The sequence below is a fragment of the Cypionkella sp. PAMC25878 genome (assembly GCF_058135695.1).
In genome coordinates this window covers 668,011-680,234 of record NZ_CM176871.1, presented here as the reverse complement: position 1 = coordinate 680,234, position 12,224 = coordinate 668,011, and the positions used below count along the sequence as shown (strand labels likewise).

Here is a 12,224-nt window from a genome sequence, read left to right as displayed (position 1 = left end):
GGCGCGCGGTTTTATTCCCGGAGACACCCCCATGACACATCTGATTTCACGGCTGGCGCAGGGCGCCTTGGTGCTGCTGGCCACCTTCACCATCTCGTTCATTCTGGTGCAGCTGATGCCGGGGGATGCAGTGTTGATCCGGTTTCTGAACCCCGAAATGGGGATGACGCCGGAAGATATTGCCCGCATCCGGGTGTTTTATGGATCAGATGCGCCAATCCCGGTGCAGTATGCTCAATCCCTGCTGGCGGTGCTGTCGGGCGATTTCGGCTATTCGGTGCAATCGGGCGTGCCTGTGGCGCAAGAGATTGCCACCAACCTGCCGCCGACCTTGTTGCTGGCGGGTCTGGGCCTGCAGACTGCGCTTGGGCTGGCGTTCATGCTGGCATGGGGGGCGGTTTTGGGGCCATTTTCTGCGCTGCGGCGTTGGATCGGGTCTGTACCCGCGCTGTTGGTGTCGGTTCCGGTGTTCTGGGTCGGCATCACGCTTATTCAACTGGTGTCGTTCAAGCTGGGTTGGGTTTCGGTGATTGCGCCGGGGCCGTGGGAAAAGCTGGTGTTGCCTGTGCTGACCCTGGCGCTACCGATTGCTGCCCCGATTGCGCAAATTCTGATCCGCAATATCGAGGATGTCTCGACCCGCGCCTTTGTTCCGGTGGCCCGCGCGAAGGGGCTGTCGCGCGGGGCGGTATTGTGGGGCCATGTGCTGCGCAACGCGGCTTTGCCGACGCTGGCGATTGCGGGCGTGCTGCTGGGTGAATTGATTGCAGGGGCCGTGGTCACGGAAACAGTATTCGGCCTGAATGGTTTGGGGCGGTTGGCGGCTGGGTTGAGCAGGCGATTTTGCGGCTGATCGACGTGCTGCTCTCGATCCCGGCGCTGCTGCTGTCGCTGGCGCTGATCGTGATCTTGGGCTTTGGTACCGTGCAGGTGGCGGTGGCCGTGGGTGTCACTGCGGTTGCCGGATTTGCGCGGCTGATCTGGGCCGAGGTGGTGACGGTGCGGCGCAGCGATTACGTCGAGGCAGCGTTCGGCTCGGGTGGGCGGTTCTTTGCGGTGCTGTGGCGGCATGTTTTGCCCAACGCGTTAACCTCTGTGCTGGCCTATGCGGCAATCCAGTTTGGTTGGGCGATTTTGCAAATCTCCACCCTTGGATTTCTGGGCTATGGTGCGCCGCCGCCCACGCCGGAATGGGGCCTGATGATCGCCGAGGGGCGGAATTACATGACAACCTCGTGGTGGCTGACGCTGTTCCCCGGTTTGGTGGTGATTGCCACGGTGCTGGCGACAAATGCCGTCGGCCATGCGCTGACCCGGAGGCTGCAATGAGCGACCCCGTTCTGGAAATCCGTAACTTATCGGTGTCTTACGCGGCGCCTGATGGCAGGCGCACGCAGGTGCTGCATGATCTTTCGCTGAGCATCAGCGCGGGTGAGGTCGTGGCTTTGGTCGGTGAAAGTGGATCAGGCAAGACCACCACGGCGCAGTCGGTGATCGGGTTGCTGGCGGAAGGCGCGCGGATTGAGGGCGGTTCGATCCGGTTGTTGGGGCAAGAGGTGACGGCCTTAGGCGATGCGGCGCTGAACGGCATCCGGGGCCGCGTGGTCAGCCTGATCCCGCAAGACCCCGGCGCATCCCTGAACCCGGTGCGCACGATTGGCGGGCAGGTCTCTGAGGTGCTGGCGGCGCATGGTGTGCCGCGCGCGTTGCGCCGGGATCGGGTGATCGAGTTGCTTGGCCGCGTGGGGCTGAGTGAGCCGGAGCGGCGGTTTGATCAATATCCGCACGAGTTGTCGGGCGGAATGAAGCAGCGGGTGCTGATCGCGATTGCCATCGCCTTGGAACCCGCGCTGATCATCGCGGATGAGCCGACCAGTGCGCTGGATGTCACGGTGCAGCGGCGTATCCTTGATTTGATCGACGATTTGCGGCGCAAGACCGGGACGGCGGTGCTGTTGGTCACGCATGATCTGGCGGTGGCGGCAGATCGGGCGGACCGGATTGTGGTGCTGAAATCGGAGCGGGTGCAGGAACAGGGGGTGGTGGCGGATGTGCTGCGCGCGCCCTCCAGCGCTTACGCCCGGCAGTTGCTGGCCGATGCCCCGGCCTTTGCGACTGCGCGGGTGCGGCCTGTGCCGCTGGGTGGCAATACCGCCGTGCGGGTCGAAGATTTGCGGGTGGAGTTTGTGCAGCGCGGCGCGAAGACGTTTCGCGCGGTGGATGGGCTTTCGTTCTCTGTGCCGCGCGGGACGACGCATGCGATTGTCGGCGAAAGTGGCTCGGGCAAGACCAGTGCGATGCGGGCGATTGTCGGGCTCGCCCGTCCAACCTCGGGGCGGATTGTGATTGGTGGGCAAGAGATCACCTCCCAGCGCGGCGAGGATTTGCGGCAGTTTCGGCGGCAAATTCAACTGGTGTATCAGAACCCGTGGGGGTCTTTGGACCCGCGCCAGACCGTGGGGCAAATCATCGCCGAGCCGCTGACAAATTTTGAACCTGTGGCCAAAGCCGAACGTGAAGCGCGGGTGCGCGCCATTCTGGACCGCGTGGCTTTGCCGCCCGAAGTGCTGGCGCGTCGTCCTGCCGCGCTTTCGGGCGGGCAAAGGCAGCGCGTCGCCATCGCCCGCGCCCTGATCCTGAAGCCGCAGGTGGTGGTGTTGGATGAGGCGGTTTCGGCACTAGATGTCACTGTACAGGCGCAAATTCTGCGGCTGCTGGATGATCTGCAGCGCGATCTGGGGCTGACCTATCTGTTTGTGTCGCATGACCTTTCGGTGGTGCGTGCCATCGCGGACACCGTGACGGTGCTACACAAAGATCAGCCAGTGGAAACTGGGCCGGTGGCGCAGGTCTTCGCCAATCCAGCGTCGGAACACACCCGCGCGCTGATCGACGCCATTCCGGGGGCCAAGCGCGCCCCTGCCCTGCAAGGAGCCTGAACCATGAGCCGCAAACGCATCGGGTTTTTCACCCGCGCCTTGGATGACGCCCCGCCCGCTGCACGCTATCAGCTTGCCGCAGCCCAGATCCGACACGCCGAAGCCCATGGTTATCATTCGGCTTGGGTGGCACAGCACCATTTCAATGGGGCAGAGGGCGGTTTGCCCTCGCCTTTCCCGTTCCTGTCCTATGTCACCGCGCAAACCTCTCGCATCCGGTTGGGTACTGGGGTGGTGACGCTGACGATGGAGGACCCGGTGCGCGTGGCCGAAGACGCAAGTGTGACCGATGCGCTGTCGGGCGGGCGGCTGGAACTGGGCGTAGGATCGGGCGGCACGCCTGCGAGTTTCGTGACCTTCGGGCGGGATTTCGCAGAGCGGCGTAGGGTGTATGACGCGCATCTGGCGGCGTTGCGCAAGGCTTGGGCGGGCGATGCTTTGCCGGGGGATAATCGACTTTATCCTGAGGCCGATGGATTGGAGCGGCGGGTGTGGCAGGCGACATTCTCGACGGGTGGCGGTATCAAGGCGGGGCAGGATGGCGATGGCTTGCTGTTGTCGCGCACGCAGCCTCGGCCCAAGGATACGCCGTTTGCGAGCCTTGCCGATCTGCAGCTGCCGATCATTGAAGCCTATCGCACCAACCTGCCCTCGGGCGTTTCACCGCGTATTCTGGCCTCGCGCTCGGTGTTCGTGGCGGATAACCGGGCCGAAGCGCGGGCTCTGGCTGAGGTTGGTTTGCGTAAGGTTGCCCAGCACTTCCAATCGGTTGGGCATGTCTTTCCCGGCGATACGCTGGATGATCTGATCTTCGCGATGGACAGCCATGTTGGCACGCCGGAGGAGGTGGCGGAGTCTTTGGCCGCCGACCGGGTGCTGGACCATGCCACCGAAATTGCGGTGCAGGTCCATTCGATAGACCCGCCGCATGACTTCATCCTGCGCTCGATTGAATTGTTCGCCGCGCAGGTCGCCCCAGCTTTGGGCTGGATCGACCCGCCCTATCCGGCGCGGCTGCGGACTGCTGCTGTTTAAGTTTTGAAGGAAGGAAACCACATGACCACCTTGATTGATCGCCTTGTCGGCATTGACCCCGGATCACTGCTGGACAGCAGCTTTGCCGCGCGCAGCGAGGCGCGGGCGCAGGCGGAGCTGAGCAATCAACTGCTGCTGCATCCGTTTGATGCAGGGGCGGTTTCGCTGCTGGAACGCCATGCCGTCGCGGCATTTGTCGCGGTGCTGCATGATCAGCCGGAAACCCGCGAGCATTATCGGGCGCTGTTAGAGCGCAGCGATGCGGGTGGGATTGCGGCAGTGGTTTTGCGGGAGGCTGAGGGGGCACGGGCAAATGGCCCCTATGGTCGCTTCCCGAAAGGCCCGCTGTCTGTTGAAGATCGCGTCGGCCTGATTTACCGCGTCTCCTCCGAGGTTAGGGCGGTGTTGGGGGATCGGCTTTCTGCCGCTTTGGAACAGGCGCATCTGTTGGTGCTGCATCCGCGTGATGCCTCGCAGGCGGGGCTGCAGGGCTTGCTGGATGCGGGCTGGACCACCACGGGTATCGTTGTGCTGTCGCAGCTGGTGGCATTCCTCAGCTTTCAAATCCGTGTCGTCTCTGGCCTGCGCGCGGTTGCTGCCGCCGCCGTCTCCCATCGTGCCGCCACCGCCATTCCTGCGTGAGGATACTATGACCGATACCGTGATCACCCACCCCGACAATCATGAGCCCACAAGCTTCAGCGCCGATGAACTGGGCTGGCTGCCGTGGTTGCAGCCCTTGGCCGAGGCCGATCTGACCGAGCCGCATTGGGCCGGGTTGGTGGATAAATCCCGCGCGAAATCCGAGTATTTCATGCTGCTGGCGCATGACCCGGAAGTTTTGGGCGCACGCACCCGTACCGATAAGGACATTTTTTACAACACCAAGGGCGGGCTGCCTCGGGCCGAGCGGGAACTGGCTGCCGCTGCGGTATCGCGGTTGAATGGCTGCATCTTCTGCGCCTCGGTTCATGCGCGCTTTGCCATCCACCATCTGAAGCGCGCCGATGAGGTGACTGAGCTGCTGGACGAGGGCATCCCCTCGCCGCTGCGCGGGCGCAATGGCGCGGTGGTTTCGGCTGCTGCGGCTTTGTCGCAGACGCCGCCCGGCTTCAGTGCCGCCAATGCGGCGAGCCTGTTGGACACCGGATTTGATGTGCAAGAGCAGGTCGATCTGGTGTTGTCGGCCGCGCTTTTCAACTGGGCCAACCGCCTGATGCTGTCGATTGGTGAACCAACCCCTGCTGCCGCCTAGGTCTAGGGTGCCCAAACTCGGCTGGGTGAATGCCAGCCGAGTTCGGCCGCAAAGGCTGATTCTTTCGCCGCCGCTGCCGCGTGATCACCGTAGCCTTCAGCCAAGCATCGCAATATTGTGGCCGAACTTCGCGCCAAATCGGCAAAAAAGTATCAACTGACGTATCCTGCCGTAGTAGTCTGCCCCGTGTTACCCTGTTACCTTTGTCAAACGCCACGGAGAAACCTGCCGGGCAAGACGACGCAATCACCGGGCCTTGAGTCTGGATTTGCGCAGGGAGGAGACGCGGATGAAACCGGATCTAGAGGTCGTCCAAATCGGGCGGTCGGAATCTTTCAAGGCCTGGGCGCATGGCTATCCGTATCACACGGTGCGCTGGCACTTTCACCCGGAATACGAAATTCATCACGTGGTGGCGACGTCGGGCCATTATTTCGTCGGCGATTTCATTGGCAATTTTGAGCCGGGCAATCTGGTGCTGACCGGGCCGAACCTGCCACACAACTGGGTCAGCCATCTGGCCGAGGGCGAAAGCGTGCCGCTGCGGGGCCGAGTGTTGCAATTCACCGAAGACTTTATCGGCGATGCGATGGCACTGCTGCCGGAATTGGCCGCCTGTGAAGGGTTGCTGGAAACCAGCCGCCGGGGGGCTCTGTTCAGCCCGGCCACTGCCGAAGCCGCAGCGCCGATGTTGGCCGAACTTGTGACCGCGCAAGGCATCCGGCGGATTGAGGTGTTCATCGGATTGCTGGGCCTGTTGCAGCGGGCCGAAGTGACCACACTGACCTCGACAAGCTATCTGCCCGACCCTTCTGGCTTTATGTCTACGGGCATCAATGAGGCACTGGCCTATATCAACGCCAACCTGACTGAGCCGTTCACAGAAGGCGATCTAGCCGCGATTGCGGGGCTTTCGCCTTCGGCGTTTTCGCGCAGCTTTCGCCGCCATACCGGCCAAGCCTTGGTGAAATACGTCAACCGTTTGCGGATAAATCTGGCCTGCCAATTGCTGATGGGTCGCGATGAGATGAAAATAACCGATGTGTGTTTCTCGTCTGGTTTCAACAACATATCCAACTTTAACCGGCAGTTTCAGGCGCAAAAGGGCATGACGCCCTCGCGGTTTCGGGACTTGCTGGCGGAGAACCAACAAGGGGCCCTCGCGGCCTGAGCCCATTCAGCCATAGGCCAAACCTGCGGGCAGGAGGAAATCCGCAGGCGCAACTTCTGGCGAAGATCCGGCTTATCAGACGGCAAATGGCAACGGTGGCAGAACCCTACTGCCCCCGCAGGGCCGTGCTTTGCCTGATGACAAGCCGATAAGCCTCGGCGGTGCTGACCCGCGCCGCCGAGGTTCCATCAAAACCGGTCAACATGGAGGACGACCTATGAAACTTTCTGCATCGCATCTGACGGGGGCCTTGGCGCTGTCGACTGCCCTGATTTCGGGCGCGGCTTTCGCGCAAACCGCGGGCACGGTGGCGTTTTTGATGCCCGACCAAGCCTCGACCCGTTACGAGCAGCACGATTTCCCCGGCTTTCAGGCCGAGATGAAAAAACTCTGCGCCGATTGCACGGTGATCTACCAAAACGCCACGGCGGACGCGGCACTGCAACAACAGCAGTTCAACTCGGTGATCACCCAAGGCGCGAAAGTCATCGTGCTGGACCCGGTCGACAGCAGCGCCGCCGCCGCGATGGTGGCAATTGCGCAAAGCCAAGGCGTCAAGGTGATCGCCTATGACCGCCCGATCCCGGACAAGCCCGCCGATTACTATGTTTCGTTTGATAACAAAGGCATCGGCAAGGCGATTGCGGAATCTTTGATGGCGCATCTGAAAGATCTGGGCCTGCCCACCGACAAGGGCGGCGTGTTGCAGATCAACGGCTCGCCCACCGATGCGGCAGCCGGGTTGATCAAAGATGGTATCCACGAGGGTATTGCTTCGTCGGGCTATGCCACCTTGGCCGAGTTCGACACCCCGGATTGGGCACCGCCGAAAGCACAGGAATGGGCAGCGGGGCAAATCACTCGGTTCGGCGCAGATATCATCGGTGTGGTCGCAGCGAATGACGGCACTGGCGGCGGTGCGGTTGCAGCGTTCAAAGCGGCGGGCGTTGATCCGGTGCCACCAGTGACGGGCAACGATGCCACCTTGGCGGCGCTGCAGCTGATCATTGCAGGCGACCAGTACAACACGATTTCCAAACCTTCGGAAATCGTGGCTGCGGCTGCGGCCAATATCGCTGTGCAGTTCCTGAATGGCGAAACTCCGAAAGCCGAGATGAGCCTCTATGACACCCCGTCGCAGTTGTTCGTGCCCGCCGTTGTGACCCGCGAAAACCTGAAAGCCGAGATCATCGACAAGGGCATCCTGACCGCAGCAGAACTGTGTGTGGATCGCTATGCCGCTGGTTGCGCGGAGCTTGGCATCAAGTAACCGCAACCCGCCGTCTGGGCCGCCCTCCCCGGCCCAGACGGCTTCTTTTGATCTGAAAAGGAGCCGCCATGTCGGACCGATCCCAGACCCGCAAAGCCCCCGGAGAGCTGCTGCTTTCCCTGCGCGGTATTTCCAAGAATTTCGGCGCGGTTTCGGCGCTGACCGATATCGACCTTGATATCCATGCAGGCGAGGTCGTGGCCTTAGTCGGCGACAATGGCGCTGGCAAATCGACGCTGGTGAAGGTTCTGGCCGGCGTGCATCAGGCCTCATCCGGCAGTATCGAATTTCAGGGCAAACCCGTGACGATGGCCAGCCCCGCCGCGGCGCTGCACTTGGGCATTGCCACGGTGTTTCAGGATTTGGCGCTGTGCGAGAATCTGGACGTGGTGGCGAATATCTTTCTGGGTCAGGAATTGAACCCGCTGCGGCTGGATGAAGTCGCGATGGAGGTTCGGGCCTGGACCCTGCTGAATGAACTCGCCGCCCGCATCCCTTCGGTGCGCGAGCCGATTGCTTCGCTGTCGGGTGGGCAACGTCAGACGGTGGCGATTGCAAGGTCTTTGCTGCTGAACCCCAAGATTATCATGCTGGACGAACCCACAGCCGCCTTGGGCGTGGCACAGACGGCCGAGGTGTTGAATCTGGTGGAACGCGTCCGCGACAAGGGCCTTGGTGTCATCATGATCAGCCATAACATGGAAGACGTGCGCGCGGTGGCCGACCGCATCGTTGTGCTGCGCTTGGGCCGCAACAATGGCGTGTTCACACCAGACGCCAGCAATCAAGAACTCGTCGGCGCCATCACCGGGGCCACCGATAACGCCGTGTCGCGCCGCGCCGAGCGGTTGCGTGAAGCCGCAGGAGAGCCGCTATGAGCCAAAACCTAGACCGCGCCGACGCGCGCGTGACACATGCCACCGGGCTTTCCGGCACCATCAAGGCGTTTATGGATCGGGTGAAATCCGGCGATCTGGGGTCTTTGCCCGTGGTCGTGGGCTTGGCGATCATCTGGACGGTGTTCACCGCATTGAACCCGATTTTCCTGTCGCCGAACAACCTTGTGAACCTGCTGTTTGATTGCTCGACCACCGGAGTGATCGCTTTGGGCATCGTCTGCGTGCTGATGCTGGGCGAGATTGATCTGTCGGTCGGCTCGATGAGTGGCGTGGGTTCTGCCCTGATCGGTGTGCTTTGGGTCAACCAAGGCGTGCCTTTGCCCGTCGCCATTGGCACCGCCGTGGCTTTGGGTGCGCTGATTGGCGCGGTCTATGCCACTCTGCGCAACCGACTGGGGATGCCGAGTTTCGTCTCTACCCTGTCGGGGCTTTTGGCGCTGCTGGGCTTGCAGTTGTATATGTTGGGCGCAACCGGGTCGATCAACCTGCCGTATGGCTCGAAAATGGTCGAGTTCGGCCAGCTTCTTATCCTGCCCGCATGGATGTCTTACACTTTGGCGCTGATCCCCGGCATTGTGATGCTGGTGGTGGGGCGTTCCACAAATGCGCGCCGTCGTGCGGCCAATCTATCGGCGGGGTCATCGTCGGGGCTTATTATCAAAGCCGTTCTGACCACCCTCGCGTTGCTGGCGATCGTGTTCTACCTGAGCCTTGGCCGGGGTGTGCCGTGGATGTTTGCGCTGTTCGTCGCACTGGTTCTGGCGATGAATTATGCGCTGACTCGGACGCAGTGGGGCCGCTCGATGAAGGCCGTGGGCGGCAATGCCGAAGCGGCGCGGCGGGCGGGCATCAATGTGCGCGGCATCTATATCAGCGCATTTATGCTGTGCTCGGGGCTTGCGGCTTTGGGCGGCGTGCTGTCGGCGGCCCGGCTTGCCTCGTCCAGCCAACAGGCGGGCACCGGAGACGTCAACCTGAACGCTATTGCTGCGGCAGTGATCGGCGGCACAAGCCTGTTCGGTGGCCGTGGCACCGCGTTCTCGGCGCTGCTCGGGATCATCGTGATCCAGTCGATTGCCAATGGGCTGACCCTGCTGAACCTGTCCTCAAGCTTGCGCTACATGATCACCGGGGCGGTTCTGGCCATCGCCGTGATCGTCGACAGCCTTGCCCGTCAAAGCCGCGCCTCGCATGGCCGGGCTTAATTTAGGAAGCTATCATGTCGCATGAATTGGATGGAAAAGTGGCCGCCGTAACCGGGGCGGCCTCGGGGATCGGGCTGGAATGTGCGCGGTCTATGTTGGAGGCTGGGGCGAAAGTCGTGCTGATCGACCGCGCCGAGGACAAGCTGGTGGCGTTGTGTGCCGAGCTTGGCCCAAACGCCATCCCCTTGGTGATTGATCTCGCCAGCCCGGCGAGTGTGGCGACGATGATGCCGCAGATTTTGGCGAAGGCGGGCAGCCTCGATATTTTCCACGCCAATGCCGGGGCCTATGTCGGCGGCGATGTGGTGACGGGTGATCCTGATGTGTGGGACCGGATGTTGAACCTGAACATCAATGCCTCGTTCCGCGCCGTGCAAGCCGTGTTGCCGCATATGGTGGAACGCCAGACGGGTGACATTATCATGACCAGTTCCATCGCCGGGATTGTCCCGGTGGTGTGGGAGCCGATCTACACCGCGTCGAAATTCGCGGTGCAGGCGTTTGTGCATACCGTGCGCCGTCAGGTCGCCAAGCATGGCATCCGGGTGGGCGCGGTTTGTCCCGGCCCGGTGGTGACGGCTTTGCTGGATGATTGGCCGAAGGCGAAGATGGAGGAGGCGCTCGCCAATGGCAGCCTGATGATGCCGAAAGAAGTCGCCGATGCGGTCTTGTTCATGTTAACGCGCCCGCGCAATGTGACGATCCGGGATCTGGTGATCCTGCCCAACTCGGTGGACCTATAGCATGTATCTGATCGGCATTGACGTCGGCACCGGCAGCGCGCGCGCCGGAGTATTCGACGCAAAAGGCGTAATGCTGGCGTCGGCCAAAGCCGATGTGACGATGTGGCGCGAGGCGGGATCTGTTGTCGAGCAATCCTCGGATCAGGTCTGGGAGGCGGTGTGCCAATCAGTGAAGGGTGCGGTTGCGGCTGCAGGGATTGATCCTTCGGACGTGGCGGGTATCGGCTTTGACGCCACCTGCTCACTGGTGGTTTTGGGCGCAGGCGGTGTGCCGCTGGCGGTCGGGCCATCTGAAGACCCGAACCGCAATATCATCGTCTGGATGGATCACCGCGCCTTACCGCAGGCGGAGCGGATCAATGCCGCTGGGCATGATGTGCTGAAATATGTGGGTGGCGTGATTTCGCCGGAAATGGAGACGCCAAAGCTGTTATGGCTGCGCGAAAACCGCCCGGAAATCTTTGATGCGGCCCATGATTTCTTTGATCTGGCAGATTTCCTGACGTGGAAAGCGACGGGAAGTCGCGCGCGTTCGACCTGCACCGTCACTTGCAAATGGACCTACCTCGCGCATGAAAAACGCTGGGATGCGAGTTACTTTCAGCAGATCGGACTGGGCGTTCTGGCCGATGAGGGCTTTGCGCGTATCGGAACTGAGATGGTGGAACCCGGCACCGCGCTGGCGCAAGGGCTAACCCTGCAAGCCGCCAATGACCTTGGACTGCGCCCAGGAACTCCGGTCGGCGCTGGCCTAATTGACGCCCACGCAGGCGGTGTCGGCACCGTGGGCGCGATGGGCGCGGATGCGACCGAGAATATGGCTTATGTCTTTGGCACCTCGTCCTGCACCATGACCACCACGGCAGAGCCGCAATTTGTCCCCGGCGTTTGGGGGCCGTATTATTCGGCGATGCTGCCGAACATGTGGCTGAACGAGGGTGGCCAGTCGGCTGCCGGAGCCGCGATTGACCACTTGCTGAAGCTGCACCCCGCCCATGCCGACGCGAAAACTGCGGCCAAAGCTGCGGGGCTGCCGTTGGCGGTCTGGCTGGCCAATCAGACGGTAGAAGCCTCGGCCACTCCCTCGGATGCGGTTGATCTGGCCGGGGGGGTGCATGTGGTGCCGGAATTCTTGGGCAACCGCGCGCCGTTTGCTGATCCGCACGCCCGCGCGTTGATTGCGGGCTTGGGGATGGAGGAGGATTTGGCGAGCCTCGTGCAGTTGTATGTCGCGGGTTTGTGCGGCATCGGCTACGGGCTGCGGCAGATCATCGACACGCAGACCGCGCATGGTGCGCCGATTAACCGGGTGATGATCAGTGGCGGCGCGGGTCAGCATGATCTGGTGCGGCAGGCGCTGGCTGACAGTACAGGGGTGACTGTGGTGGCGACCGAGGCAGAGGAACCTGTGTTGCTGGGTTCGGCGATCTTGGCGGCGGTTGCGGCGGGGCTGCAAGCCTCGATTCCGCAGGCGATGGCAGCGATGTCTCGACCAAAGCAAAGCTTTCCGCCCAGCGCGGGGCGGCATATTGCCGTGCATGACGCCCGGTATGAGGCGTTCAAGGCGTTGCAAACTGCGGCGCGTCTGCTGCGCAACACCGCCTGAAACGACGGTCAGGACCCCAGTTCTACGCGCGAAGCTGATTGATCGGCGGCAAGCTGCCGCTATTCTGCGCGTATGGATCTATTCCTGACAATCTATTTTGG

Annotated in this window: 12 protein-coding genes; all 12 read left to right on the top strand. The window is 62.1% G+C overall.

Annotated features, from left to right (window positions below; translation table 11 throughout):
- Positions 1-31: 31 nt before the first annotated feature.
- The 12 genes from ACS5RD_RS03160 to ACS5RD_RS03105 all read left to right on the top strand — a co-directional run bounded on the left by ACS5RD_RS03160 (position 32) and on the right by ACS5RD_RS03105 (position 12,123).
- Positions 32-853: an ABC transporter permease gene (locus tag ACS5RD_RS03160; protein WP_489929951.1), complete on the top strand. Its 822-nt coding sequence runs from the start codon at positions 32-34 to the stop codon at positions 851-853.
- Positions 844-1,329 carry an ABC transporter permease gene (locus tag ACS5RD_RS03155; protein WP_489929950.1) on the top strand — a complete coding sequence of 162 codons (486 nt, stop codon included), beginning with the start codon at positions 844-846 and terminating at the stop codon, positions 1,327-1,329. Before ACS5RD_RS03160 ends, ACS5RD_RS03155 begins: the two co-directional genes overlap by 10 nt.
- Positions 1,326-2,939 carry a dipeptide ABC transporter ATP-binding protein gene (locus tag ACS5RD_RS03150; protein WP_489929949.1) on the top strand — a complete coding sequence of 538 codons (1,614 nt, stop codon included), beginning with the start codon at positions 1,326-1,328 and terminating at the stop codon, positions 2,937-2,939. The genes ACS5RD_RS03155 and ACS5RD_RS03150 overlap by 4 nt, the downstream gene beginning before the upstream one ends.
- A gap of 3 nt (positions 2,940-2,942) precedes the next feature.
- Entirely contained in the window at positions 2,943-3,974 is a 1,032-nt protein-coding gene (locus ACS5RD_RS03145) for a putative FMN-dependent luciferase-like monooxygenase (RefSeq protein WP_489929948.1), read from the top strand.
- Between the two features lie 21 nt (positions 3,975-3,995).
- Entirely contained in the window at positions 3,996-4,616 is a 621-nt protein-coding gene (locus ACS5RD_RS03140) for a CMD domain protein (protein ID WP_489929947.1), read from the top strand.
- A 7-nt stretch (positions 4,617-4,623) separates the two neighbouring features.
- A complete protein-coding gene (locus tag ACS5RD_RS03135; RefSeq protein WP_489929946.1) occupies positions 4,624-5,229 on the top strand; it encodes an alkylhydroperoxidase domain protein in 606 nt (201 codons plus the stop codon).
- A gap of 289 nt (positions 5,230-5,518) precedes the next feature.
- On the top strand, positions 5,519-6,400 hold the full coding sequence (locus tag ACS5RD_RS03130; RefSeq protein ID WP_489929945.1) for an AraC family transcriptional regulator: 882 nt from the start codon (positions 5,519-5,521) through the stop codon (positions 6,398-6,400).
- 217 nt (positions 6,401-6,617) lie between these two features.
- A complete protein-coding gene (locus ACS5RD_RS03125; protein ID WP_054006676.1) occupies positions 6,618-7,670 on the top strand; it encodes an ABC transporter substrate-binding protein in 1,053 nt (350 codons plus the stop codon).
- Between the two features lie 68 nt (positions 7,671-7,738).
- Positions 7,739-8,548, top strand: a complete 810-nt coding sequence (locus ACS5RD_RS03120) for an ATP-binding cassette domain-containing protein (protein ID WP_054006677.1) — start codon at positions 7,739-7,741, stop codon at positions 8,546-8,548.
- A complete protein-coding gene (locus tag ACS5RD_RS03115; protein WP_489929944.1) occupies positions 8,545-9,774 on the top strand; it encodes a sugar ABC transporter permease in 1,230 nt (409 codons plus the stop codon). Before ACS5RD_RS03120 ends, ACS5RD_RS03115 begins: the two co-directional genes overlap by 4 nt.
- A gap of 14 nt (positions 9,775-9,788) precedes the next feature.
- Positions 9,789-10,517 (top strand): SDR family oxidoreductase, encoded by a 729-nt coding sequence (locus ACS5RD_RS03110; protein ID WP_489929943.1) that lies wholly within the window; start codon positions 9,789-9,791, stop codon positions 10,515-10,517.
- Between the two features lies 1 nt (position 10,518).
- Positions 10,519-12,123, top strand: a complete 1,605-nt coding sequence (locus tag ACS5RD_RS03105) for an FGGY-family carbohydrate kinase (protein ID WP_489929942.1) — start codon at positions 10,519-10,521, stop codon at positions 12,121-12,123.
- Positions 12,124-12,224 lie beyond the last annotated feature (101 nt).

Coding starts and splice junctions, on each gene's coding strand:
- ACS5RD_RS03110 (WP_489929943.1), top strand. CDS start 9,789: ATGTCGCATGAATTGGATGGAAAAGTGGCCGCCGTAACCGGGGCGGCC.
- ACS5RD_RS03120 (WP_054006677.1), top strand. CDS start 7,739: ATGTCGGACCGATCCCAGACCCGCAAAGCCCCCGGAGAGCTGCTGCTT.
- ACS5RD_RS03135 (WP_489929946.1), top strand. CDS start 4,624: ATGACCGATACCGTGATCACCCACCCCGACAATCATGAGCCCACAAGC.
- ACS5RD_RS03160 (WP_489929951.1), top strand. CDS start 32: ATGACACATCTGATTTCACGGCTGGCGCAGGGCGCCTTGGTGCTGCTG.
- ACS5RD_RS03150 (WP_489929949.1), top strand. CDS start 1,326: ATGAGCGACCCCGTTCTGGAAATCCGTAACTTATCGGTGTCTTACGCG.
- ACS5RD_RS03115 (WP_489929944.1), top strand. CDS start 8,545: ATGAGCCAAAACCTAGACCGCGCCGACGCGCGCGTGACACATGCCACC.
- ACS5RD_RS03125 (WP_054006676.1), top strand. CDS start 6,618: ATGAAACTTTCTGCATCGCATCTGACGGGGGCCTTGGCGCTGTCGACT.
- ACS5RD_RS03130 (WP_489929945.1), top strand. CDS start 5,519: ATGAAACCGGATCTAGAGGTCGTCCAAATCGGGCGGTCGGAATCTTTC.
- ACS5RD_RS03145 (WP_489929948.1), top strand. CDS start 2,943: ATGAGCCGCAAACGCATCGGGTTTTTCACCCGCGCCTTGGATGACGCC.
- ACS5RD_RS03105 (WP_489929942.1), top strand. CDS start 10,519: ATGTATCTGATCGGCATTGACGTCGGCACCGGCAGCGCGCGCGCCGGA.
- ACS5RD_RS03140 (WP_489929947.1), top strand. CDS start 3,996: ATGACCACCTTGATTGATCGCCTTGTCGGCATTGACCCCGGATCACTG.